Origin of the sequence: Ramlibacter sp. PS3R-8 (assembly GCF_037572435.1) — a bacterium.
GTDB lineage: Bacteria > Pseudomonadota > Gammaproteobacteria > Burkholderiales > Burkholderiaceae_C > Ramlibacter.
Genome location: NZ_JBBHGT010000001.1, coordinates 623,905 through 647,044, shown reverse-complemented (window position 1 = coordinate 647,044; position 23,140 = coordinate 623,905). Strand labels below are relative to the sequence as shown.

Sequence of the window (23,140 nt, the reverse complement as noted above, 5' to 3'; positions counted from 1 at the left end):
AATGAGCACACAGCACCAGCCGCAACGCGAACCCGATCCGCACGGCGCCGCGGTTCGCCGCTTTCGCGACCCCGCCTACCAACCGATGGCCGCGGACCTGGCGGGCGTGCGGCGCGAGATCGACCGGATCGACGAAGCGATCGTGCGGCTGCTGGCGGAGCGTGCGATGTACGTGAAGGACGCCGCGCGTTTCAAGCGCGACGCTTTCCAGGTGAGCGCGCCTGCGCGCCAGGAGCAGGTGTTCGCCAGGGTGCGGGAGCTCGCGCAGCGGCACAACCCGGCATTCAACGGTGGCTTCGACGGCCTGGCGCAAGTCGTGGACGCCGCTTACCGGGCCCTCGTGGCCGGGTATATTGCATGCGAGCAAAACTATTTTGGCGCGACGGAGCCCGTCGCGCCGCCAGACAAGGACATCCCGCAGTGAACCAGCGCCGCCGACTTCTCTCCGTACTGGCCGTATTGCCCGTGGCCCTCGCCACGGGCAGCGCCTTCGCGCAAGCCGACTACCCGAACAAGCCGATCCGGCTGCTGGTGCCGTTCGGCGCCGGATCGACGCCGGACGTGTTCGCCCGCACGCTCACCGAGCTCGCGGGCAAGACGCTGGGCCAGTCCATCGTCATCGAAAACCGCGCCGGCGCCGGCGGCAACCTCGCCACCAACCTGGTGGCCAAGGCCGCGCCCGACGGCTACACGATAGGCGTGTCGATCACCGGCCCCCTGGTGAACAACACGATGATCTACGACAACCTGCCGTACGACCCGTTCAAGGACATCCAGCCCATCACCTTCGGCGTGCACCAGGGCAACGTGCTGGCCGTGAGCAGCTCGCTCGGCGTCAACAACATGCGCGAGCTGATGGCGCTGCTGCGCGCCAACCCGGGCAAGTACAACTATGCATCGGTGGGCGTCGGCACGCTGTCGCAGTTGAGCATGGAAGCGATCAAGGCGCTCACCGACAGCTTCGTCGTGCAGGTGCCGTATGCGTCGTCACCGGCCGCCGTCATGAGCGTGCTGCAGGGCGACACGCACATGGTGAGCCTGGCGCCGCTGGCCGTCATGCCGCAGGTGCAGGCCGGCAAGATGAAGGTGCTTGCCGTGTCCACTGCCAGGCGGCTGCCGCAGCTGCCCGACGTCCCCACCTTCCGCGAGTCCGGCGTGGCGCTGGACGGCAGCGCGTGGATCGGCGTGATCGGTCCGGCCGGGATGCCGCCCGCGGTGGTCCAGAAACTGAACCAGGCCTTCGCGGGCGCGATGCGCGACCCGGCCGTCGTCGCCAAGCTGCGCAGCCAGTACATGGAGCCGGAGCCGGGCACGCCCGAGCAGTTCGCCGCCTACATGCGCGGCGAACGCGACAAGTGGGGCCCGGTGATCAAGCGGGCCGGCATCAAGTCGGAATAAGCGCGCTGGCCAGGAGCCTGGGCGGCCCAGACTCCTAAGCCGCCCGTCCCGGGGGCGCCACCGCAGCACCTTCGATCCGGTGCCGCCGCAGGGCCTCCGCAACGAAGCCCGAGGCCTTCATCTCCTCGATGTAGGCGCTCAGCCAGGCTTGCGCCGCGGTGCGGCCCTTGGGCACCCCCATGGCCTGGTTGATCACCATGAAGCGTCCCGGCAGCAGCCGGACGCCGCCCACCCGCCGCGCATCCATCTCCAGTTGCTGCTTCACGCCTGCGGCGACGTCCAGGTTCTGCGCCAGGAAATCGTCGACCACCTGCGGCGAAGTCGGCACCCGGACCAGCGACGCGTTCTTCACTTCCCGGGTGAGATACAGGTCGTACGCGCTGCCGCGGCCCACCGCGATGCGGGTGCCGGCGCGATCGACTTCCTCGTTGCGCTGCAGGGCCGAACCGTTGCGAACCAGGTACGCGCCTTCGATCACGACATACGGCGCGGTGTACTCCATGTCGGCCGCGCGCACCGGGTCGATCGCGACGAAGGCCAGGTCCACCTGCCGCGCCTTGATGGCCTCGACCGTGTTGCCGGCGGACGTGAAGGTCACCAGTTCGACCGGCAGGCCGAGACGGCGGGCCGCCTGGCGCGCCAGGTCGACGGAAACGCCGCGCGGCTGCCCGTCGTCGCCGCGCGCCGCAAGGATCGGGTTGCCGTAATTGATGGCGGCGCGCAGCTTGCCGGTGGAGCCGAGCTCCGACACGGCGGCAGCGGGCGGTGCGGCAGGGCCCGTGGCACAACCAGCCAGGGCCGCTGCGGTGGCGGCGCAAAAGAGGCGGCGGGTCGGCATCAGAAGTCGTACTTCTGGCCGGGTTCCGGAACCAGCACGCGCACGGGCGACGACGTGCCCATGGCGCCGATGAATTCCGCCGGCGTGCCGCGCAACTGCGGCGTGGTGCCGTAGTGGATCGGGATCGCGTACTTCGGGCGGATCATCTCGCGCACCGCCATCGCGGCGTCCTGCGGGCTCATGACGAAGTGGTTGCCGATCGGCAGCAGCACCAGGTCGGGCCGGTACATGTCGCCGATCAGGCGCATGTCGCCGAACACGCCGGTATCGCCCATGTGCCAGACCTTGAAGCCGTTCTCCATCTCGATGATGAAGCCCACCGGTTCGCCGGCGGGCAGCACGATGTCCTTGCCGGCGGCGTCCTTGAATGCCAGCTCGGAAGAGTGTTCGGCGCGGACCGCGGTGATCTTCGGTCCGCTCGGACCCCAGGGCATGATGGTGCCGCCCTTGCCGAAGCGCGGCGCCAGTTCCGCCGGCAGGATGCCGTACGTGGCGAGCGTCTGGTTCATCCCGGCCGGCCCGTAGACCGGCGCGTTGTGCATTTTCGCCAGGGCAGGCGCGTCGGCGAAGTGGTCGAAGTGCGCATGCGTCACCAGGATCGCGTCCAGCTTGCCCAGCGCGGACAACTGCTTCCAGTTGGCGGGCGTCTTGGGGTTGCTGGTGAGCCAGGGGTCGATCATGATCACCTTGCCGCCGGGCGTGGTGATGCGCACGCTGGCCTGCCCGAGCCACAGCACTTCCGTCTTGCCCGCCGCGATGGGCGAGCCGCCCGCCATGGCTGGCGGGACGGGCGCGGCGGCCTGCATGCCGGCGCAGCCGGCGAGGGCCGCTGCGGCGGCAGTGAGCAGCAGGGAACACAGGGTCTTCATCGCTTGTCCTTGTCGTTGGCATGCCAACCGATGGGTGGGCATCGGCGCATTGGAACTTCCGCGCGGGCGCCCGTCAACGGGGCAAGCCATACACTTGCGCGCGATGTCCATCTCCAGCGACCGCCGCCCCCGCTACGACCGCATCGACGCATTGCGGGGACTCGCGGTCGTGTGGATGACCATCTTCCATTTCTGCTTCGACCTGAATTACTTCGGGTGGATTCGACAGAACTTCACGGCCGACCCGTTCTGGACGTGGCAACGCACGAGCATCGTGAGCCTGTTCTTGTTCTGCGCGGGCCTGGGACAAGCCGTCGCTGTTGCGCAGGGGCAGGCCTGGCCCCGCTTCTGGAAGCGCTGGGCCCAGGTGGCCGGCTGCGCGGTGCTGGTGACCGCCGGTTCGGCGCTGATGTTCCCGCGCAGCTTCATCTACTTCGGCGTGCTGCACGGCATCGCGGTCATGCTCGTCATCGTCCGGTTGAGCTCCGGCTGGGGCCGCTGGCTCTGGCTGGCCGGCCTCATTGCGATCCTGCTGCCGCTTGCTGCGCCTGGCATTCTCGAGGCGGGGAACCTGCGCGACGCGCTGAACAGCCGGTGGCTGAACTGGACCGGCTTCATCTCGCGCAAGCCCGTGACCGAAGACTATGTCCCGCTGCTGCCGTGGCTGGGCGTGATGTGGTGGGGCATGGCAGCGGGGCAGTGGCTGCTGCGCGAGCGCGCCGCTGTCGTGCAGTCACCGGTTCCGCGCATTGCCGCGCCGCTCGCGTGGCTCGGCCGCTGGAGCCTCAGCTGGTACATGCTGCACCAACCGTTGCTCATCGGCGCAATGCTATCGATCCAATAGTTCGAATGCGCACGTGTGTCGGCATCGGCCTACGAGGTCGAAGGCCAGCGGCACCTACCGTGTCTCAGGGCAATCCCGCCCCACGACCCATAGCCGCCTCATGCCCAAGAACACCAAGCCCGCGCCCGCCAAGAAGGCTGCTGCCAAGTCCGCCGCCCGCAACACCGACAGCGGACCCAGCCGCGTCGCCCCGTCCGCGGATGACCCCGCCGCCCGCAAGATGGCAGAAACGGAGGCGCTCGTCGCCTCCATGCCCCACAACCCCACCAAGGCGGCCGAGCACGGCTTCGCCAACGGCTTGCAACCGCAGCAGGGCGCGCATGCCGCGCCCGCTTCGCGCCTCGTCGGCGCCAGCACGCTGTCCGAAGAGAATGGTTCGGAGAAGACCGGCAGCACCGCCATCGACGGCCTGAATGCAACCATCGAGCCGCTCGACCGTGTCCGCGTGGACTCGACCGGCCAGGGGCTCACCACGAACCAGGGTGTGCCGATCGCGGACAACCAGAACTCGCTGAAGTACGGCGTGCGCGGGCCCGCGCTGCTGGAAGACTTCATCCTGCGCGAGAAGATCACGCACTTCGACCACGAGCGCATCCCCGAACGCATCGTGCACGCCCGCGGCTCCGCTGCCCACGGCTTCTTCGAATGCTACGAGCCGGCGACCGACATCACCCGCGCCGCGCCCTTCAAGGAATCCGGCAAGGTGACGCCGGTGTTCGTGCGCTTCTCCACCGTGGCGGGCGAGCGCGGCTCCAAGGACACGGCGCGCGACGTGCGCGGCTTCGCCGTCAAGTTCTACACCGACGAAGGCAACTGGGACCTGGTCGGCAACAACATCCCGGTGTTCTTCATCCAGGACGCGATGAAGTTTCCGGATCTGGTGCACGCGGTCAAGCCCGAGCCGCACCACCAGATGCCGCAGGCGGCCAGCGCGCATGACACCTTCTGGGACTTCGTCTCGCTGATGCCCGAGTCCACCCACATGCTGATGTGGGCCATGTCCGACCGCGCCATCCCGCGCAGCTACGCCACCATGGAAGGCTTCGGCGTCCACAGCTACCGGATGGTCAACGACGCCGGCGAGTCGGTGTTCGTCAAGTTCCACTGGAAGCCCAAGTTCGGCACCCATTCGCTGGTCTGGGACGAGGCGGTGAAGATCTCCGGCGCCGACCCCGACTTCCACCGGCGCGACCTGTGGGAACGCATCGAGGGCGGGGCTTTCCCGGAGTGGGAACTGGGCCTGCAGGTCTTCACCGAGGAGGAGGCCGACAAGTTCAGCTTCGACATCCTCGACGCCACCAAGATCGTGCCCGAGGAACTGGTGCCGGTGCGCATCGTCGGCCGCATGGTGCTGAACCGCAACCCGGACAATTTCTTCGCCGAAACCGAACAGGTGGCCTTCTGCGTGGCGCACGTCGTGCCCGGCATCGACTTCAGCAATGACCCGCTGCTGGCCGGACGCATCCACTCGTATGTGGATACGCAAATCTCGCGCCTGGGCGGTCCCAACTTCCATGAGATCCCGATCAACGCGCCGATCGCGCCGGTGCACAACAACCAGCGCGACGGCATGCACCGCCAGGCGATCCATCGGGGCCGCGTGAACTACGAGCCGAACTCGCTGGCCGGCGGTTGCCCGTTCCAGGCCGGCGCGGCGCAAGGCTTCGTCTCCGTGCCGGCCCGCATCCGCGCCGACGAGGAGCAGGGCAAGGTGCGCGCGAAGCCCGGGAAGTTCGCCGACCACTACACCCAGGCCACGCTGTTCTACGAAAGCCAGTCCCCGGTGGAGCAGGGACACATCGCCAATGCCTTCCGCTTCGAGCTGAGCAAGGTGACGGTCCCCGCCATCCGCGAGCGCACCGTGGCCATGCTGCGCAACGCATCGGAGCAGCTGGCGCAGGAAGTGGCCAACGGCCTCGGGATGGAACTGCCCGATCCGCTGCCGCTGGCGCTGCCCAATCCCGCCAAGCCGGAGGTCACCAAGTCGCCGGCGCTCTCGCTGCTGGCGCGCCCCGGTGACCCGGCCGCCGCGCTGATGGGCCGCAAGGTCGCGATCCTGGTGGCGCCCGGCGTCGACGCCAAGCCGCTGCTCGCGCTGCAGGCGGCGCTGCTGGAGCGGGGCGCGGTCGGACGCCTGATCGGCCCGCGCATCGGAGCGTTCCCGACCGCCGGCGGCGACACGATCGAGGCCGATGCTTCACTGGAGAACGAACCCGGCTTCCTGTTCGACGGCCTGGTGCTGCCGGACGGTGCGGAAGCGGTCGCGGCGCTGGCCGCGGACGGCCACACCGCCGAATTCATCAAGGACCAGTTCCGCCACTGCAAGACCATCCTGGCGCTGGGCGCGTCCCGCACGTTGCTGGCCAAGGCGGGTGTGCCGGTGAGCATGGACAAGAGCCAGGTGCAGGGTGGCACCGGACTGATCGTCGCCGACGCCGGCGACGCGGCGACCGATGCGTTCCTGGCGGCGCTGGCCAAGCACCGCCACTTCGGGCGCGAGACGGACCCGCCGATGGTCTGAGCCGCCCTTTCCAAACAACCCAGGAACCCCCATGCCCCAACAACTGATCGAGAAAGATGCGTGCGACCTGCTGGACGCGGACCACGTCGCCGTCAAGCACCTGTTCGTGGAATACGCGCGGCTGGCGGTGGCCGGCGACCCCGCCGGCGAGCGGCAGGCGTATGCGCAGAAGATCTGCAACGAGCTCACCGTGCACGCGCAGATCGAGGAAGAGATCTTCTATCCGGCCCTGCGCGAGGTGATCGATGCGCCCGAGCTGCTGGACGAAGCGGAAGCCGAGCACCAGGAGGCCAAGGACATGATCGCCGCGCTGGAGGGCATGCCCGCCGCCGACGCGGGGATGGACGACCTGGTGGCCAAGCTGGCCGCCGCGATCGAGCACCACGTGAAGGAAGAGCGCACGCAGCTGTTCCCGAAGGCCCGCTCGGCCAAGGGCCTGGACCTGGATGCGCTGGGCGCGCAACTGAAGCAGCGGCAGCAGGAGCTGGAAGCAGAGATGGCCGCGTAGCAAAGGAAGGCGGGGTCGCTGCGCGACCCCGCCCTACGGATTGTCATTCCCGCGAAACCCGGGGTAGGGCGGGTTCGCGTCAGCGACCCCGCCGTCGGTCGTCATTCGATCTTCGCGCCCTTGCGCAGGCTCTCCTGGAACTGCGCAAGCTTCTGCTGCTGCAGCTGCTGGGCGATCTGCGGACGCACGTCTTCCAGCTTGGGCATCTGCGCGTCGCGCAAGTCGTCCACGCGGATCACGTGCCACCCGAACTGCGACTTGACGGGCACCGCGGTGGTCTCGCCCTTCTTCAGCTTGATCATGGCCTCGGCGAACTCCGGCACGTAGCTGCTGGCGTTGGCCCAGTCGAGGTCGCCGCCATTGGCGCCGGACCCCGGGTCCTTGGACTGCTTCTTGGCGATGTCCTCGAATTTCTGGCCCTTCTTCAGGTCGCCGAGGATCTTCTTGGCGTCCTCTTCCTTTTCCACCAGGATGTGGCGGGCCTTGTATTCCTTGCCGCCGTTGGCCGCCACGAACTTGTCGTACTCGCCCTTGATCTCGGCATCGGTCACCGGGTTGGCCTTCTGGTAATCGGCGAACAGGTCGCGGATCAGGATCGTCTGGCGGGCCAGTTCCATCTGCGCCTTGAAGTCCTCGGTGCCGTCGAGGCCGCGCTTTTGCGCCTCCTGCATGAAGATTTCGCGGGCGATGACCTCGTCGCGGATCTGGCCCTGCATTTCGGGCGTGACCGGCCGGCCGGCCTTGGCCAGTTGCTGCTGCAGCATGTCGATGCGCGCCTTGGGCACCGGCTTGCCGTTGACGATGGCGACGTTCTGCGCGGCGGCCGGCAGGGCGGCCGCGAAGGTGGCCGCGGCCAGCGCGGCAAGAATGGCTTGTTTCATGGGGAGGTCCCTTGGGAGCGGATGCTGGAGGTCAGAGCGTCTCGATCGCGAGTGCGTGGACGCCACGGTCCCGATCGATGAAATCGCGCAGGGAATCATACACAAGGCGATGACAGGCCACGCGCGGCATGCCGGCGAACAGCGGGGAGGCGATGCGCACCCTGAAATGCGTGCCGGCGCCGGTGCCGTCCTGGCCGACATGGCCCACGTGCGCGGCGCTTTCGTCCAGCACTTCCAGCTGCGTCGGCGCCAGCGTTTCGGCCAGGCGCTGGCGCAGGACGTCGGCGCTGATGCCGGTTCCGGTCATGGAACTGCCCTCCGCGCTACGCGCTGCGGGATTCGCCTTGGGGCGGCCCGGCGGCTCATGGCTCGCCTGCGCCTGCTTCCTTGGCGTCCTTCATGTAGCGACCGAGGTAGAGCGCCTGCGCGACGACGAACACGGCCATCAGTCCCATCCCGCCGAACAGCTTGAAGTTGACCCAGGTGTCGGTGTCGAAGTTGAAGGCCACCCACAGGTTCAGGACACCCATGACCGCGAAGAAGGTGACCCAGCTCCAGTTCAGGGTGCGCCACGCGGCGTCGGGCAACACGAGCTGCGCGCCCATCAGGGACTTCAACAGGTTCTTCCTGAAGAACAGCAACCCCGCCGCCAGCGCCCCGCCCATCAGCCAGTACAGGACGGTGGGCTTCCACTTGATGAACGTTTCGTCGTGCGCCAGGATCGTGGCCCCGCCGAAGACGACGATGATGCCCAGGCTGAGCCACTGCATCGGCTCCACCTTGCCCTGCGAATAGCGAAGCCAGGCGATCTGGGCGATGGTCGCGACGATGGCGGCGGCGGTGGCCACGTAGATGCCCCAAATCTTGAACGCCACGAAGAACAGGACGATGGGGAAGAAGTCGAGCAGCAGTTTCATTTTTTCGGGTCCTGCGGCTGGAAGTCCAGCGAGGCGGAGTTCATGCAATAGCGCAGGCCCGTCGGTTCGGGACCGTCGGGGAACACGTGGCCCAGGTGGGCGCCGCATTGTGCACACACCGTCTCGGTGCGCACCATGCCGTGGCTCGCGTCGCGGATGTCCTTGATCGCGCCCGGCACGGCCTGCGCGAAGCTGGGCCAGCCGCAGCCGGCGTCGAACTTCGTGCCGGAGTCGAACAGCTTGTTGCCACAACAGATGCAGTGATAGCTGCCGTCCGCCCACACCCGCTCGTACTTGCCGGAATAGGGGCGCTCGGTGGCGGCGTGGCGGGTCACCTGCAAGGCGCCGGGCTCGGCGCCCTTCTGGACGAGCACGGCCTTCCATTCGGCTTCGGATTTCTGGATCGGGTAGGTCATCGGAGCAGCGTTTGCGATGCGGGCCTCCATTGTCTCGCGTCCCCCTATCACTTGGCCGCGTAAGGGAGTTCCTTAAGGCAAGTGGATTGCGCCCGGCATCGAAACATCGTGTAATTCCCCCGTCGAGCTTGTGATCGAAGCAGTCCAGGGAGAATCCATTGAGCCATCACGCTGTGTCACGCGTGTCGCACGAGCGTCCGTCGGGAACTCATCATCACGGGCACGCCCATGGGTCGGTTGCAAACCGGGCACGCGGCGAACGCGTCCAGGCCTTGTGGCCGCGAGTCGAGCCCGCGTTTCCATCCGGCATCCCCATACCCAGGGCGACGGTCCGGCCGGAAGAAATCCGTTTCCGCCGCCTGGGCACCCAGGAAGAGATCGCCCGCGTGCTGCCGTTGCGGCGCGAAATCAATCTGCACGTGGCGGATCCTGCGGGCTTCGCCGTTCTCGAAAAAAAAGAGATGCGTGCAGCTTTGTCGGCGGATTCGAGTGGCGCGGACAATTCATCGGCTCCATCCGTTTCATTCCCATTGGCCGCGGCCTCGCCCCTTGCGAAGCCATTCTGCCGGGCGCGCACCTGGCTCCCGAACTGCTCACGGACGGCTGGGAAGTAGGCCGGCTGGTCCTCGCCCCCGAACACCGCAGCAACGCCGAACTCCTCAGGACCTGTTTGCTGCTCACCTTCATGCGGTTTCTCGATGTCACGGAGCGCGCCAACGCGTTCGCGACTTGCACGCCCGTGCTGGCGCGGCTCTATCGGCGTTTCGGCTTCACCGTGATGCAGAAGGAGGCCTGCCGCATCGACGGGGAGCCGTATTCGCTGATCCATGGAACGGTGGACAGCGTGCGTGAGGCCATCGCCCAGGAGCAGGGCCAGCGGCGCGCCGCGCTCGAGACCGAGATGGAGGCGATGGCATGACCGCGATCTGGACACGGCCGTTCAAGCGCCTCTACCAGCACTACAGCGACTACCACGAGTACGGTCCGCCGCGCCTGAAGTATGTCGGCTATGTCGGCCTGATCTCGCTGATCGGCCTGTACCTCGTGCGGTTCACCCGGCCGACGCCGCAACTGTTCGACGACGTGGTGCCGCGCGCCATCGCGATGGTGCTGCTGATCCTGCTGGTGCTGCGCGACCGCTGGCCGGCGCACCTCAAACGCTACTACGTCGGCTACTCGTACGGGTCGATGATCTACTGCCTGCCGTTCTTCAGCGTGCTGGTGGCCTTGCAGCGCGGCGGCGGCATGCCGTCCGTGTCGAATGCCTTCATCGTGCTTTGTTTCCTGGTGCTGCTGACCGATTGGCGCAACACGCTGGTGATGCTGCTCGTGGGCACCGCTGCGGCCTGGGTGGTCTATTCGCTGACGACGGTGGATCCGCGCGTGCCGATGGACATGGTGGCGCAGTTGCCCGCCTACGCGATGATCGTCATCGGGGGCAACCTGTTCAAGTTCTCGACCGAGCAGATCGACACCGAGCGCAAGCTGCGGGCGACGCAGGCGCTCGCCGGTTCCATCGCCCACGAGATGCGCCACCCGCTGGCGCAGTTGAAGCACAGCCTGGAAGGCATGCAGGAAGTGCTGCCCGCTCCCGGCGCGAGCCGCGACGCCGCCAAGCTGGACGCGCAACAGGTCCAGGCGCTGTATCGCCATCTCGCGCGCGGCGAGCAGGCCGTGCAGCGCGGGCTGCAGGTCATCTCGATGACGCTGGACCAGGTGAGCGCGCGGCCGATCGACTCGTCCGCCTTCAGCTACCTGTCCGCCGCGGAGGTGGTGCAGCAGGCGGTGGAGGAATACAGCTACGACAGCGACGAGGAGCGCGACAAGGTCAGCGTCCAGATCTCCGAGGACTTCACCTTCAAGGGCGACGAGACGGCCTACCTGTTCGTGCTGTTCAACCTGGTGAAGAACGCGCTGTACTACGTGAAGCCGTATCCGCAGACGCGCGTGACCATCACCGTGGGCGACCACCAGGTGAAGGTGCGCGACAACGGCCCGGGCATCGCACCGGACGTGCTGGCGGGCCTGTTCGAGCCGTTCCGCTCGGTCGGCAAGTCGGGCGGCACCGGGCTCGGCCTGGCGTATTGCCAGCGCGTGATGCGCGCGTTCGACGGCGAGATCGCCTGCGCATCGGTGGCGGGCGACTTCACCGAATTCACCATGCGCTTCCCGGCCATCAGCGACGAGGAGCGCGAGCAGCACCGGCTGGCCGCCATCGCCCAGGCCCGCACCGTGCTGGCCGGCAAGCGCATCCTGATCGTCGAGGACGATCCGGTGCAACGGCACGCCACGCGCCAGAAGCTCGGCCCCCTGGCCCTGACTTCCGAACTCGACGAAGCGGCGGACGGCCAGCTCGCGCTGGCGCAGCTGGCCCGCAAGGCCTACGACATCGTGCTGCTGGACCTGCACATGCCGGGCCTCGACGGCTACGCGGTGGCGGAAAAGATCCGCCGCGAGCCGGGGCCCAACCGGAACGTGCGCATCGTCGCCTACACCAGCGAGCCGGCGCACCTGGCGCGCGGCAAGGCGCTGCGCGGCGGCATGGACGGCTTCGTCAGCAAACCCTGCGCCCAGTTGCCCTTGCTGGCGGCGCTGCAGCATGCGCTGCAGGTGCCCATCGGCGGCCGCGACGCCCAGGGCCGCCTGGCCGGCCGGCGCATCGTGCTGGCCGACGACAGCGCCTTCAACCGCAAGGCCATCGCCGCCTACCTGCGCAATGCCGCCGCGATCGTGATCGAGGTGGAGCACGGGCAGGCGGTGATGGAGCAGATGCACTCGCAGGACGGCATCCATGCCGTGATCGTCGACCTCCACATGCCGGGCATGGACGGACTGGAGACGGCGCGCGCCATCCGCGCCTCGGGCGAACGATGGGCCGGCGTGCCCGTGGTGGCGCTGACCGCGCGTTCCGACGAGCCCGCGGTCGCCGCGGCCACAGCGGCCGGCATGAACGGGTTCCTGGTCAAGCCGGTCGATGCGGCGCTGCTGTACGAAACGCTGTCGCGGCTGGTGGCCGGGGGCTACGGGTCACGCACCGTCGCGGAGCCGGCACTGCCGGCGCCGGCCGAACCGAGCGGCCACGACCTGCTGAACCTGCAGCGGCTGGAAAGCTACCGCCGGCTGGGCATGGTGGAGGAACTGCTGAACGACTACGTGCCGGAAATGGCCCGGCTGGTCGGCGAGCTCCAGGCGGCCGCCAAGGCGAGCGACCGCAAGGCCAGCATGGATGCGCTGCACTCCCTGCTGGGCATGAGCGGCGAAGCCGGCGCGCAAGTGCTGTACCAGCACGTGCGCCGCATCTACGTGCCGTTGCTGGAAGAGGGGCGCTGGCCCGAAAGCGACGACTGGCTGGCGCAGTTGCAGGGCATCGCCAGCCGCACCGAGGAGGCGCTGAAGGCGTACAGTTCCGCCGACTCCCGCGCTGCCTGACCAAGCCCGATGCTGGCTCCCGACCTGTCCGCCGACGCGCCCTCCGTCCTGTTTGTCGACGACGAACCGACGTCGCGCAAGTGGTTCGCGCTGGAGTTCGGCGACGAATTCAAGGTGGCCACGGCGGGCGGCGCCGAGGAGGCGCTGGACATCCTGCGCGCCCGCAGCCACGAGTTCGGCGTGCTGGTCACCGACTACCGCATGCCCGAGCGCGACGGGATGAAGCTGCTGCGCGCCGTGCAGCAGGACTATCGCCACGTGATCCGCCTGCTGGCCACCGCCTACGCCGAAAAGGACGTGGCGATCGCCGCCGTGAACCAGGGCAAGGTGCTGCGCATCCTGGAAAAGCCGCTGGACGGGGACCTGACGCGCGAGGCCCTGCGCGAGGCGCTGGCGCTCTATCGCTCGCAGGCCCTCGAGCGCGCCGTCAACGAAGGGCGGGTGGCCGCACTGCGCGAAGCGCTGGGCTTCCTGGCCCACGAGCTCAACACGCCGCTGGCGACGGTGCGCGGTTATGTCGGCTCGGTGGCCGGCCGGTACATTGCGCCCGGGCCCGGCGCCCCCCCGGGCGTCGCCTGCTTCACCGAGGAGTACCCCGGCGAGCTGCTGGGCGCGCTCGAACGCGCGGAGCGCCGCGCCCTCTATTGCCAGTCGCTCGTCTCCACTTTCGTGCAGTCGGCCCGCGACGCCTATCCCGACGCGCAGCCGCAATCCATCCGCGCCAGCAGCCTGGTGGAGGCCCTGCTCGACGAATTCCCCTTCGAGGCCAGCGAAAGGGCCTGCGTGGCGCCCGAGGTCCGGCAGGATTTCTGGCTGCCAGGCCGGCGCGACCTGCTGTACCTGGTGCTGTGCACGCTGACCAAGAACGCGCTGCTCGCGATGCGAGGGCAGGCGCGCGCGCCACGCATGGTGCTGGAGGTGGGCAGCGCCGCGCAGGCGCCCAGGGGCCGGGGTGCCTGGATCCGCGTGCGGGACAACGGCCCCGGCATCCCGCCTGACATCCTGGCCAAGCTGACGCGCGAGCCGGTGACCACCCGCGCCGGCGCCGGCGGCACCGGCATGGGCCTGATGTTCTGCCAGCGCGTGATGCAGGCCCTCAGCGGCTCCGTCGAGGTGCAGTCCGTGGTCGGCGAGGGCACGTCCGTGACGCTGTTTTTCCAGGCGCTGGGAGACGAGCGCTAGCGAGGAGTCTGCGCGGCAGGTTTAGCATTGCGCATCTTTCGAACAAGAGGAGACATGCGCATGCTGGGCCTGATGCAAAGCCAACCCCTGTTGATCTCGGCGCTGATCGAACACGCCGAGCGCCACCACGGCGACACGGAGATCGTCTCGCGCCGGGTCGAAGGGGACCTCCACCGCTACCAATGGAAGGACGTGGCGCGGCGCTCGCGGCAGGTGGCCCACGCCCTCGACGGCATGCAGTTGCTGTTCTCCGACCGCGTCGCCACGCTGGCCTGGAACGGTTACCGCCACCTGGAGCTGTATTTCGGCGTCAGCGGCTCGGGCCGCGTGCTGCACACGATCAACCCCCGGCTGCACCCGGACCAGATCGCCTGGATCGCCGGACACGCCGAGGACCAGGTGCTGTGCTTCGACCTGACCTTCCTGCCGCTGGTGCAGGCGGTGCATGCGAAGTGTCCCGCGATCAAGCAGTACGTCGCGCTGTGCGATGCGGACAAGCTGCCCAGGGACAGCGGCATTCCCAACCTGGTGAGCTACGAGTCCTGGATCGGCGGGCAGCCCACCGACTACCGGTGGCCCAGTTTCGACGAGAACTCCGCCTCGAGCATGTGCTACACCAGCGGCACCACGGGCAATCCCAAGGCGGCGCTCTACAGCCACCGCTCGACCACGCTCCACGCCTATGCCGCGGCGCTGCCGGACGTGATGTGCCTGTCCGCGCGCGACTCGGTGCTGCCGGTGGTGCCGATGTTCCACGTCAACGCCTGGGGCATCCCGTACTCCGCGGCTCTCACAGGCTGCAAGCTGGTGTTCCCCGGCCCGGCGATGGACGGCAAGTCGGTGTACGAGCTGATCGAGGCGGAGAAGGTGACCTACGCGGCCGGCGTGCCGACGGTGTGGCAGATGCTGCTCGGGCACATGAAGCCGGGCGGCCTGCGCTTTTCGACGCTCAAGCGCACGGTGATCGGCGGCTCGGCCTGTCCGCCGGCCATGATCGACGCCTTCCGCGAAGACTATGGCGTGGAGGTCCTGCACGCCTGGGGCATGACGGAAATGAGCCCCCTGGGCACGCTCTGCACCTTGAAGAACAAGCACCTCGTGCTCCCCGCCGAGGAGCAGATGAAGATCCGCCTGAAGCAGGGGCGGGCGATCTATGGCGTGGACCTGAAGATCGTGGGCGGGAACGGGGAGGAACTGCCCTGGGACGGCAAGACCTACGGCGACCTGTACGTGAAGGGGCCGTGGGTGGTGCGCGAGTATTTCAAGGGCGAGGGGGGCGATCCGCTGGTCAAGGACGCCGGCGGGACCGGCTGGTTCCCCACTGGCGACGTGGCCACCATCGACCCGGACGGGTACATGCAGATCACCGACCGCAGCAAGGACGTGATCAAGTCCGGCGGCGAGTGGATCAGCTCGATCGACATCGAGAACATCGCCATGGCGCATCCGGCCGTGCAGATGGCGGCGTGCGTCGGCATGCGGCACCCGAAATGGGACGAGCGGCCGATCGTGGCGATCGTCAAGCGTCCCGGGATGGAAGTCACGCGCGAGGAGCTGTTGAAGTTCTACGAAGGCAAGACCGCCAAGTGGCAGATCCCCGATGACGTGGTGTTCGTGGATGCCATCCCGCTGGGGGCGACCGGCAAGATGCTCAAGACCCGGCTGCGCGAGCAGTTGAAGGATTACAAGCTGCCGACGGCCTGAGCGTCGCGCTGGCGGGGTCGCTGGCGCGAACCCGCCCTGCGGGTCCCGGGTAGGGCGGGTTGCGCGACGCGCACCCCGCCGGTGCGCCTGTCACCTGCGCAACAGAAGCCGGTAGTGCTTAGGTGCAATCCCTGACCGGGATGCCGCACGAAGTCCATTACCCTGCGGCTTGTCGTTGCACGAATCAGGAGACCCGCAATGAAGTTCCCGTTCAGGATCGTGGCCCTCGCGGCCGTCGTGGCCGCCGCCGGCGCCGCCCATGCGCAGAAGGGCGAAACCGTCCGCATCGCTTTCATGGACCCGCTGTCCGGGCCGTTCGCCAACGTCGGCCAGAACCAGCTGAAGAGCTGGCAGTTCGCCGCCGAGAAGCTCTCGGGCAAGAACGTCGCGGGCGTCAAGTTCGAGGTGGTCGGCTTCGACAACAAGGGCTCGCCGCAGGAAAGCCTGAACACGCTGAAGGCCGCCGCCGACCAGGGCTTCCGCTACATCACCCAGGGCAACGGCTCCGGCGCCGGCCTGGCCATCCTGGACGCGGTTTCCAAGCACAACGAACGCAATCCGGGCAAGGAACTGGTTTACCTGAACTACGCCGCGGTCGACCCCGCGATGACCAACGAGAAGTGCGACTACTGGCACTTCCGCCTGGACGCCGACACGTCCATGAAGATGGAGGCGCTGACCTCGTTCATGAAGGACCAGCCCAAGGTCAAGAGCGTCTACCTCCTGAACCAGAACTACTCGCACGGCCAGCAGGTCGCCAAGTACTTCAAGGACGCCATCGCCCGCAAGCGGCCCGACGTCAAGATCGCCGGCGAGGACCTGCATCCGATCGGCCAGGTCAAGGATTTCGCGCCCTACGTGGCCAAGATCAAGCAGTCCGGCGCCGACACCGTGCTCACCGGGAACTGGGGCCAGGACCTGACGCTGCTGGTCAAGGCCATGAACGACGCCGGCCTGAAGATCCCGATGTACACCTACTACGCCGGCGTGACCGGCACGCCGACGGCGCTGGCCGGCGGCGGCGACAGCGAGGTGTACGTGGTGGCGTACGGCCACTCCAACCACACCGGCGAGATCGGGCAGTTCGGCGCCGAGTTCAAGAAGAAGTTCAACGACGACTACTACACCTTCGCCACCTACAACGGCATCTCGCTGCTGGCCGGGGCCATGGCCAAGGCCAAGAGCACCAACCCCGTGGCGGTGGCTAAGGCGCTGGAAGGCCTGTCGGTCAAGAGCTTCGGCGGCGACGTGACCATGCGCGCCTCAGACCACCAGCTGCAGCAGGCGATGTACATCACCAAGTGGCAGAAGGCCAAGCCCGGCGAGTACAGCGTGGAAAACACCGGCTACACGTTCGTGCCGATCAAGCAGATGGACCCGTACGTCTCCAGCACGCCCACCAGCTGCCAGATGAAGCGCCCGGCGGGCTGAGCCTTCGCCTGAGCACCAGCCGGGATCGGGCCTCCAGGCCGTCCCGGCTTTTTTTCGCCCGCGCCCGCAGCACAATGCCGGGCAACCAGAACAGCACAGAAAGAAACCCCGCGGATGGAGTTCTTCACCATCTCCCTGTTGAACGGCATCAGCTACGGGCTGCTGCTGTTCATGCTGTCGTCCGGCCTGACGCTGATCTTCAGCATGATGGGCGTGCTGAACTTCGCGCACGCCAGCTTCTACATGCTGGGAGCCTACTTCGCGTACAGCACCACCCGGCTGCTCGGGTTCTGGCCGGCACTGTTCGTCGCGCCGCTGCTGGTCGGCCTGCTCGGGGCCATGTTCGAGAAGTACGCGCTGCGCCGCGTGCACAAGTTCGGCCATGTGCCTGAACTGCTGATCACTTTCGGGTTGTCGTTCATCATTCTCGAGATGGTGCAGCTGGTCTGGGGCACCAGTTCGGCGGATTACCGCGTGCCGGCCGAACTTGGCGGCCCGCTGTTCACGCTGTTCGGCACCCAGTTCCCGATGTACCGCGGTTTCATGATGGCCGTCGCTGTGGTGATGCTGATAGCGATCTGGCTGCTGCTCACGCGCACGCGCATCGGGCTGGTGATCCAGGCAGCGCTGACCCATCCCGACACCGTGGAGGCGCTGGGGCACAACGTCCCGCGCGTGTTCATGCTGGTGTTCGGCGGCGGCGCCGCGCTGGCCGGGCTGGCGGGCGTGATCGGCGGCAATGCCTTCGTGACCGAACCCGGCATGGCCGCCACGGTGGGCTCGGTGATCTTCGTGGTGGTGGTGGTCGGCGGCATGGGCTCGCTGGCCGGCGCTTTCGTCGCATCGCTCGCCATCGGCATCATCCAGACCTTCGCGGTCGGCGTGGACTCCTCGCTGATGGGCGCCGCCGGGGTGCTGGGCGTCCACATCACCCCCGCCACCTTCGGCTTCCCGCTGTGGAAGCTCAAGATCAGCCAGATCGCGCCGATCCTGCCCTACCTGTTCCTGGTGCTGATCCTGATCTTCCGGCCCAAGGGGCTGCTCGGAACGCGGGAAGGCTAGGACCACCATGAGCACCTTGTCGAACACCGAGCCGCGCTCGGAAGCCGAGCGCGAGAACCGGCGCGTCGGCGTGCCGATGGGCCTGCCCAGCCAGGCTGACGGCCGCGTCCCCGCCGGCAGGACGCAGGCCGCCGCGTACTACGAGTTCAAGCCGTACAACGTCGGCCGCTGGTTCGTGTGGGGCGCCTTCGCGCTGATCCTGCTGGTGGCGCCGATGCTGTTTCGCAGCAGCCTGGCGCACACCATGCTCAGCCAGATGGGCATCGCGATCATCGTCTGCCTCTCGTACAACATGCTGCTCGGCCAGGGCGGCATGCTCAGTTTCGGCCATGCGGTCTATTCGGGCATGGGCTCGTTCCTGGCGATCCACACCCTGAACCTGGTGGCCAAGGACAGCTGGCCGATCCCGGTCAGCCTGGTCCCGATCGTCGGCGGCCTGTTCTCCGCCTTGTTCGCGGTGATCTTCGGTTACGTCACCACCAAGAAGGCGGGCACGCCCTTCGCCATGATCACGCTGGGGATCGGCGAGCTGGTCTGGGCGTCGGCGCTCATGTTTCCGGAGTTCTTCGGCGGCGAAGGCGGCATCTCGGGCAACCGCGTCACCGGCGCCAGGCCGGCGGGCATCACCTTCGGCCCGCAGATCCAGCTGTACTACCTGATCGCGGTCTATACCTTCGTCTGCACCGCGCTCATGTTCGCCTTCACCCGCACGCCGCTGGGCCGCATGGTCAACGCCGTGCGCGACAACCCGGAGCGGGTCGAATTCGTCGGTTACGACACGCAGAAAGTGCGCTACTTCGTCTTCATCATTTCCGCCTTTTTCGCCGGCATCTCCGGCGGGCTGGCGGCGCTGAACTTCGAGATCGTCACCTCCGAGGTCGTGAGCGGCCCGCGCTCGGGCGCCTACCTCCTGTTCACGTTCCTGGGCGGCGCCACCTTCTTCTTCGGCCCGGTCCTGGGCGGCATCCTGCTGGTGCTGGCGTTCGTGCTGCTGTCGGAGTTCACCAAGGCCTGGCTGCTGTACATCGGCCTGGTGTTCCTGTTCATGGTGATGTACGCGCCCGGCGGCCTGGCCAGCCTGATCATGATGAACCTGCGGGTGGCGGCGTTCGGTCGGCTCAAGGAGCTGTGGGTCAGCTACCTGGCGCTGGCGTTCACCGCACTCGTCACGCTGCTTGGCGCCGCCGCGATGATCGAAATGGTGTACCACCTGCAGCTCAATGCGGCGCTCGGTCCCGAGCTGCGCTTCCTGGGCGCCAGCCTGAATGCGAAAGGCCTGGACAGCTGGTTCGGCGCCGGCTTCGTGATGGTCACCGGCCTGGGCCTCTTCGAGGTCGCGCGACGCCAGTACCTGCGCCAATGGGGCGAGATCCAGGAATTCATCGAGAAGGAAATGAAAAGGCGGGAGACCCTGTGACGGCCGCTCTTGAATTGCGCGACCTGCGCAAGAGCTTCGGCAAGACCGAGATCATCCGCGGCTGCTCGCTGTTGGTGGAACAGGGCGAACGCATCGCCGTGATCGGGCCGAACGGGGCGGGCAAATCAACGCTGTTCAACCTCATCAGCGGCCGCTTCGCGCCCACCAGCGGCGAAGTGCTGCTCAATGGCCACCGCATCGACGGCAAGAAGCCCTTCGAGATCAACCGGCTGGGCCTCTCGCGCAGCTTCCAGATCACCAACATCTTCCCCAAGCTGTCGGTGTTCGAGAACCTGCGCTGCGGCGTGCTCTGGAGCCTGGGCTACAAGTACACCTTCCTGAAATTCCTGGCCGACCTGGACGACGCCAACGAGCGCGCCGAGCAGCTGCTGGAAATGATCCACCTGCACAAGAAGCGCGACGTGCTGGCCATCAACCTGACCTACGCCGAACAGCGCGCGCTGGAGGTGGGCATCACCATCGCGGGCGGCGCCAACGTGATCCTGCTGGACGAGCCCACCGCCGGCATGAGCCGCGGCGAAACGCGCCGCTTCATCGATCTGATCAAGGAAGTGACGGTCGGCAAGACGCTGCTGACCGTGGAGCACGACATGGGCGTGGTGTTCGGCCTGGCCGACAAGATCGCCGTGGTGGTGTACGGCGAGATCATCGCGTACGACACGCCCGAGCGGGTGCGCGCCAACCAGCGGGTCCAGGAGGCCTACCTCGGCACCGCCCCAACGCAGGAGGCGCACTGATGCTGTCCGTGAACAACCTGCACGCGTTCTATGGCAAGAGCCATGTGCTGCACGGCGTGCAGTTCGACGTGGGGCAGGGCGAGATCGTCGCGCTGCTCGGACGCAACGGCTCCGGCCGCTCCACCACCGCCAAGGCGATCATGGGCATGGTGGAGGCCACCGGTGACGTGGTGTGGAAGGGCGACCGCATCCAGGCGCGCAAGCCGTACGAGATCGCGCACCTGGGCATCGGCTACGTGCCGGAGAACCGCGACATCTTTCCCAAGCTCACCGTGCACCAGAACCTGATGCTCGGCCAGAAGAGCGCCAGCCAGAAGGGGCGCTGGAGCTTCGACGACATGTACGAGATGTTCCCGCGCCTGAAGGAACGGCAGCACACGGAAGCCGGCGTGCTCTCGGGCGGCGAGCAGCAGATGCTGACCCTGTGCCGCACGCTGATGGGCGACCCCGAGCTCATCATCATCGACGAGCCGACCGAGGGCCTGGCGCCCAAGATTGTCGAGCTCGTCGGCGAGTACCTGAAGACGCTCAAGACCCGCGGCGTCTCGGTGCTGCTGATCGAACAGAAGCTGACGATCGCCATGGCCATCTCCGACCGCGCGCTCGTGATGGGCCACGGCAGCATCGTTTTCCAGGGGACGCCCGACTCGCTGCGAGCCGACGCCTATATCCGCAAGGAGTGGCTGGAGGTATAACCTCGCAGGCCGTGTCCCCCAGCGGACATGGCATCGTTGCAGTGCAACACGGCCCCCCTACAATCGCAAAAAAGAACGATCGTTCTTTTCTCCCCGTTTCCTCCCAGCCTGGAGCTTCCGCATGACCGCTGAATACAAGGTGCACGGCGACGTCGCCGTGATCACGATGAACAACCCGCCGGTCAACGGCCTGGGCTATGTCACCCGCACCGCCATCGCGGACGGGATCAACAAGGCGAACGCGGATCCGGCCGTCAAGGCGATCGTCATCACCGGCGCCGGCAAGGCGTTTTCCGGTGGCGCCGACATCAAGGAGTTCGGCTCGCCCAAGGCGACGGCGGAGCCCAACCTGCTGTCGGTCATCCTGGCCTGCGAAAACTCCAGCAAGCCCATCGTCGCGGCGATCCACTCGGTGGCCATGGGCGGCGGCCTCGAGCTTGCACTGGGCTGCCACTACCGCATCGCCGCGCCGGGCGCCAGCATCGCGCTGCCCGAAGTGAAGCTGGGCTTGATCCCGGGCGCAGGTGGCACGATGCGGCTGCCGCGCGTGCTGGGCGTGGAGCCGGCCTTGAACATGATCGTGAGCGGCGAGCCCGTCAAGGCCGAGATGCTGGCGCAATTGCCCGGCCAGAAGCTGTTCGACAAGATGGCCTCGTCGGCCGAAGCGCTGCAGGAGGAGGCGATCGCCTTCGCCCGCTCGGTCGCCGCGACACGGCCGCTGCCGCTGGTGCGCAACATGCCCAGCAAGCATCCGCTGGGCGATGCCTACTTCCAGTTCGCGCGCAACATGGTCAAGGGCATGGCGAAGAACTTCCCGGCGCCGGCCAGGTGCGTCGATGCGGTCGAGGCCTCGACCAAGAAGAAGTTCGACGAGGGCATGGTGTACGAGCGCGAGATCTTCACCGCGCTGATGTTCACCCCGGAATCGCGCGCCCTGCGCCACCTGTTCATGGCCGAACGCGCGGCCTCCAAGATCGCCGACGTGCCGGACGACACGCCGCAGCGCGAGATCAAGTCGGTGGCCGTCATCGGCGCCGGCACCATGGGCGGCGGCATCTCGATGAACTTCCTGAACGCCGGCATCCCGGTGACCATCCTCGAGATGAAGCAGGAAGCGCTGGACCGCGGCATCGCCACCATCCGCAAGAACTACGAAGGCCAGGTCAAGAAGGGCAAGCTCAAGCAGGACAAGTACGACCAGCGCATGGCCCTGCTGAAGACCACGCTCTCCTACGAGGAGATCGGCAGCGCCGACCTGGTGATCGAGGCGGTGTTCGAGGAGATGGGCGTCAAGCAGAAGGTGTTCGAGAAGCTCGACGAAGTGATGAAGAAGGGCGCCATCCTCGCCTCCAACACCTCCACGCTCGACCTCGACAAGATCGCGGCGTTCACCAAGCGGCCCGAGGACGTGGTCGGCCTGCATTTCTTCAGTCCGGCGAATGTGATGAAGCTGCTGGAAGTCGTGCGCGGCAAGAAGACCGGCAAGGACGTGCTGGCCACCGTGATGTCGCTGGCCAGGAAGATCAAGAAGACGGCGGTCGTGTCCGGCGTCACCGACGGCTTCATCGGCAACCGCATGATCGAGCAGTACAGCCGGCAGGCCGGCTTCCTGCTGGACGAAGGCGCCACGCCGCAGCAGGTGGACCGCGCCATCGAAAAGTTCGGCTTCGCGATGGGCCCCTTCCGCATGGGCGACCTGGCCGGCAACGACATCGGCTGGGCGATCCGCAAGCGCCGCGCGCAGGAGCGCCCGAACATGCTGTACAGCCGCACTGCCGACAAATTGTGCGAGCTGGGCCGCTTCGGCCAGAAGACCGGCGCCGGCTGGTACGACTACCAGGCGGGCAAGCGGGACGCGATTCCGTCCAAGCTGGTCGAGGACATGATCGTCGAGCACCGCAAGTCCCTCGGCGTGGAGCCGCGCAAGATCTCCGACGAGGAAATCGTGCAGCGCCTGGTGTTTGCGCTCGTCAACGAAGGCGCCCGGATCGTGGAGGAGGGCATCGCCGCCCGCGCGAGCGACATCGACATGGTCTACATCACCGGCTACGGCTTCCCCATCCACCGCGGCGGCCCGATGCTGTACGCGGACCAGGTGGGCCTGTTCAACGTGGTGCAGGCGATGAAGCGCTTCCAGGCCAATCCGCGCGACGACGCGAAGTTCTGGGAACCGGCGCCGCTGCTGCTCAAATTGGCGTCCGAAGGCAAGACCTTCAGCTGACCGTCGTCCCCGCCCCCGCCTACGCGGGGGCAGGCTCCGGCGGAACCCA

General features: G+C 67.3%; 21 protein-coding genes. 15 read left to right on the top strand and 6 right to left on the bottom strand.

Features of this window, described 5'->3' with window-relative positions; all coding sequences use genetic code 11:
- Position 1: 1 nt before the first annotated feature.
- Positions 2-424: a chorismate mutase gene (locus tag WG902_RS03040; RefSeq protein WP_340058431.1), complete on the top strand. Its 423-nt coding sequence runs from the start codon at positions 2-4 to the stop codon at positions 422-424.
- Positions 421-1,398, top strand: coding sequence for a Bug family tripartite tricarboxylate transporter substrate binding protein (locus tag WG902_RS03035; RefSeq protein ID WP_340058429.1), 978 nt, complete (start codon positions 421-423; stop codon positions 1,396-1,398). Before WG902_RS03040 ends, WG902_RS03035 begins: the two co-directional genes overlap by 4 nt.
- 34 nt (positions 1,399-1,432) lie before the next feature.
- Here WG902_RS03035 and WG902_RS03030 read toward each other — a convergent pair whose 3' ends face one another.
- Both WG902_RS03030 and WG902_RS03025 read right to left on the bottom strand, forming a co-directional pair.
- Positions 1,433-2,236: an ABC transporter substrate-binding protein gene (locus tag WG902_RS03030; protein ID WP_340058428.1), complete on the bottom strand. Its 804-nt coding sequence runs from the start codon at positions 2,234-2,236 to the stop codon at positions 1,433-1,435.
- The gene (locus tag WG902_RS03025) at positions 2,236-3,105 is read right to left on the bottom strand and encodes a metal-dependent hydrolase (protein ID WP_445263648.1); all 870 of its coding nucleotides are present in this window, start codon (positions 3,103-3,105) and stop codon (positions 2,236-2,238) included. The genes WG902_RS03030 and WG902_RS03025 overlap by 1 nt, the downstream gene beginning before the upstream one ends.
- Before the next feature lie 103 nt (positions 3,106-3,208).
- Here WG902_RS03025 and WG902_RS03020 point away from each other — a divergent pair, with 103 nt between their 5' ends.
- The 3 genes from WG902_RS03020 to WG902_RS03010 all read left to right on the top strand — a co-directional run bounded on the left by WG902_RS03020 (position 3,209) and on the right by WG902_RS03010 (position 6,978).
- The gene (locus tag WG902_RS03020) at positions 3,209-3,949 is read left to right on the top strand and encodes a heparan-alpha-glucosaminide N-acetyltransferase (protein ID WP_340058427.1); all 741 of its coding nucleotides are present in this window, start codon (positions 3,209-3,211) and stop codon (positions 3,947-3,949) included.
- A gap of 100 nt (positions 3,950-4,049) precedes the next feature.
- On the top strand, positions 4,050-6,470 hold the full coding sequence (locus WG902_RS03015) for a catalase (RefSeq protein WP_340058425.1): 2,421 nt from the start codon (positions 4,050-4,052) through the stop codon (positions 6,468-6,470).
- A gap of 31 nt (positions 6,471-6,501) precedes the next feature.
- Positions 6,502-6,978, top strand: coding sequence for a hemerythrin domain-containing protein (locus tag WG902_RS03010; protein ID WP_340058424.1), 477 nt, complete (start codon positions 6,502-6,504; stop codon positions 6,976-6,978).
- Positions 6,979-7,079: 101 nt separating this feature from the next.
- Here WG902_RS03010 and WG902_RS03005 read toward each other — a convergent pair whose 3' ends face one another.
- The 4 genes from WG902_RS03005 to msrB are packed head-to-tail and all read right to left on the bottom strand — an operon-like array spanning position 7,080 to position 9,192.
- Positions 7,080-7,859: a peptidylprolyl isomerase gene (locus WG902_RS03005; RefSeq protein WP_340058423.1), complete on the bottom strand. Its 780-nt coding sequence runs from the start codon at positions 7,857-7,859 to the stop codon at positions 7,080-7,082.
- 31 nt (positions 7,860-7,890) lie between these two features.
- Entirely contained in the window at positions 7,891-8,166 is a 276-nt protein-coding gene (locus WG902_RS03000; RefSeq protein WP_340058421.1) for a BolA family protein, read from the bottom strand.
- Positions 8,167-8,221: 55 nt separating this feature from the next.
- Positions 8,222-8,776 carry a septation protein A gene (locus tag WG902_RS02995; protein WP_340058420.1) on the bottom strand — a complete coding sequence of 185 codons (555 nt, stop codon included), beginning with the start codon at positions 8,774-8,776 and terminating at the stop codon, positions 8,222-8,224.
- Positions 8,773-9,192 carry a peptide-methionine (R)-S-oxide reductase MsrB gene (gene msrB, locus WG902_RS02990; RefSeq protein WP_340058419.1) on the bottom strand — a complete coding sequence of 140 codons (420 nt, stop codon included), beginning with the start codon at positions 9,190-9,192 and terminating at the stop codon, positions 8,773-8,775. The genes WG902_RS02995 and msrB overlap by 4 nt, the downstream gene beginning before the upstream one ends.
- A gap of 685 nt (positions 9,193-9,877) precedes the next feature.
- Here msrB and WG902_RS02985 point away from each other — a divergent pair.
- The 10 genes from WG902_RS02985 (at position 9,878) to WG902_RS02940 (ending at position 23,091) form a co-directional block, all read left to right on the top strand.
- The gene (locus tag WG902_RS02985) at positions 9,878-10,111 is read left to right on the top strand and encodes a hypothetical protein (protein WP_340058418.1); all 234 of its coding nucleotides are present in this window, start codon (positions 9,878-9,880) and stop codon (positions 10,109-10,111) included.
- Entirely contained in the window at positions 10,108-12,621 is a 2,514-nt protein-coding gene (locus tag WG902_RS02980) for an ATP-binding response regulator (protein WP_340058417.1), read from the top strand. Before WG902_RS02985 ends, WG902_RS02980 begins: the two co-directional genes overlap by 4 nt.
- 9 nt (positions 12,622-12,630) lie before the next feature.
- Positions 12,631-13,803 carry a hybrid sensor histidine kinase/response regulator gene (locus WG902_RS02975; RefSeq protein ID WP_340058416.1) on the top strand — a complete coding sequence of 391 codons (1,173 nt, stop codon included), beginning with the start codon at positions 12,631-12,633 and terminating at the stop codon, positions 13,801-13,803.
- Positions 13,804-13,863: 60 nt separating this feature from the next.
- Positions 13,864-15,507, top strand: a complete 1,644-nt coding sequence (locus WG902_RS02970; RefSeq protein WP_340058415.1) for a 3-(methylthio)propionyl-CoA ligase — start codon at positions 13,864-13,866, stop codon at positions 15,505-15,507.
- A gap of 198 nt (positions 15,508-15,705) precedes the next feature.
- Positions 15,706-16,938 carry a branched-chain amino acid ABC transporter substrate-binding protein gene (locus tag WG902_RS02965; protein WP_340058414.1) on the top strand — a complete coding sequence of 411 codons (1,233 nt, stop codon included), beginning with the start codon at positions 15,706-15,708 and terminating at the stop codon, positions 16,936-16,938.
- Between the two features lie 114 nt (positions 16,939-17,052).
- Positions 17,053-18,000, top strand: coding sequence for a branched-chain amino acid ABC transporter permease (locus tag WG902_RS02960; protein WP_340058413.1), 948 nt, complete (start codon positions 17,053-17,055; stop codon positions 17,998-18,000).
- A 76-nt stretch (positions 18,001-18,076) separates the two neighbouring features.
- Positions 18,077-19,417 carry a branched-chain amino acid ABC transporter permease gene (locus tag WG902_RS02955; protein WP_340059425.1) on the top strand — a complete coding sequence of 447 codons (1,341 nt, stop codon included), beginning with the start codon at positions 18,077-18,079 and terminating at the stop codon, positions 19,415-19,417.
- Complete coding sequence (locus WG902_RS02950; protein WP_445263647.1) at positions 19,360-20,175, top strand: ABC transporter ATP-binding protein; 816 nt, start codon at positions 19,360-19,362, stop codon at positions 20,173-20,175. Before WG902_RS02955 ends, WG902_RS02950 begins: the two co-directional genes overlap by 58 nt.
- Positions 20,175-20,870 (top strand): ABC transporter ATP-binding protein, encoded by a 696-nt coding sequence (locus WG902_RS02945; protein WP_340058411.1) that lies wholly within the window; start codon positions 20,175-20,177, stop codon positions 20,868-20,870. Before WG902_RS02950 ends, WG902_RS02945 begins: the two co-directional genes overlap by 1 nt.
- A gap of 121 nt (positions 20,871-20,991) precedes the next feature.
- A complete protein-coding gene (locus WG902_RS02940; protein ID WP_340058410.1) occupies positions 20,992-23,091 on the top strand; it encodes a 3-hydroxyacyl-CoA dehydrogenase NAD-binding domain-containing protein in 2,100 nt (699 codons plus the stop codon).
- The last annotated feature ends 49 nt before the right edge of the window (positions 23,092-23,140 follow it).

Coding starts and splice junctions, on each gene's coding strand:
- WG902_RS02960 (WP_340058413.1), top strand. CDS start 17,053: ATGGAGTTCTTCACCATCTCCCTGTTGAACGGCATCAGCTACGGGCTG.
- WG902_RS02945 (WP_340058411.1), top strand. CDS start 20,175: ATGCTGTCCGTGAACAACCTGCACGCGTTCTATGGCAAGAGCCATGTG.
- WG902_RS02965 (WP_340058414.1), top strand. CDS start 15,706: ATGAAGTTCCCGTTCAGGATCGTGGCCCTCGCGGCCGTCGTGGCCGCC.
- WG902_RS03005 (WP_340058423.1), bottom strand. CDS start 7,859: ATGAAACAAGCCATTCTTGCCGCGCTGGCCGCGGCCACCTTCGCGGCC.
- msrB (WP_340058419.1), bottom strand. CDS start 9,192: ATGACCTACCCGATCCAGAAATCCGAAGCCGAATGGAAGGCCGTGCTC.
- WG902_RS03025 (WP_445263648.1), bottom strand. CDS start 3,105: ATGAAGACCCTGTGTTCCCTGCTGCTCACTGCCGCCGCAGCGGCCCTC.
- WG902_RS02995 (WP_340058420.1), bottom strand. CDS start 8,776: ATGAAACTGCTGCTCGACTTCTTCCCCATCGTCCTGTTCTTCGTGGCG.
- WG902_RS02975 (WP_340058416.1), top strand. CDS start 12,631: ATGCTGGCTCCCGACCTGTCCGCCGACGCGCCCTCCGTCCTGTTTGTC.
- WG902_RS02980 (WP_340058417.1), top strand. CDS start 10,108: ATGACCGCGATCTGGACACGGCCGTTCAAGCGCCTCTACCAGCACTAC.
- WG902_RS03015 (WP_340058425.1), top strand. CDS start 4,050: ATGCCCAAGAACACCAAGCCCGCGCCCGCCAAGAAGGCTGCTGCCAAG.
- WG902_RS02940 (WP_340058410.1), top strand. CDS start 20,992: ATGACCGCTGAATACAAGGTGCACGGCGACGTCGCCGTGATCACGATG.
- WG902_RS03030 (WP_340058428.1), bottom strand. CDS start 2,236: ATGCCGACCCGCCGCCTCTTTTGCGCCGCCACCGCAGCGGCCCTGGCT.
- WG902_RS02950 (WP_445263647.1), top strand. CDS start 19,360: ATGGGGCGAGATCCAGGAATTCATCGAGAAGGAAATGAAAAGGCGGGA.
- WG902_RS03010 (WP_340058424.1), top strand. CDS start 6,502: ATGCCCCAACAACTGATCGAGAAAGATGCGTGCGACCTGCTGGACGCG.
- WG902_RS03000 (WP_340058421.1), bottom strand. CDS start 8,166: ATGACCGGAACCGGCATCAGCGCCGACGTCCTGCGCCAGCGCCTGGCC.
- WG902_RS02985 (WP_340058418.1), top strand. CDS start 9,878: ATGCGGTTTCTCGATGTCACGGAGCGCGCCAACGCGTTCGCGACTTGC.
- WG902_RS03020 (WP_340058427.1), top strand. CDS start 3,209: ATGTCCATCTCCAGCGACCGCCGCCCCCGCTACGACCGCATCGACGCA.
- WG902_RS03040 (WP_340058431.1), top strand. CDS start 2: ATGAGCACACAGCACCAGCCGCAACGCGAACCCGATCCGCACGGCGCC.
- WG902_RS02955 (WP_340059425.1), top strand. CDS start 18,077: ATGGGCCTGCCCAGCCAGGCTGACGGCCGCGTCCCCGCCGGCAGGACG.
- WG902_RS02970 (WP_340058415.1), top strand. CDS start 13,864: ATGCTGGGCCTGATGCAAAGCCAACCCCTGTTGATCTCGGCGCTGATC.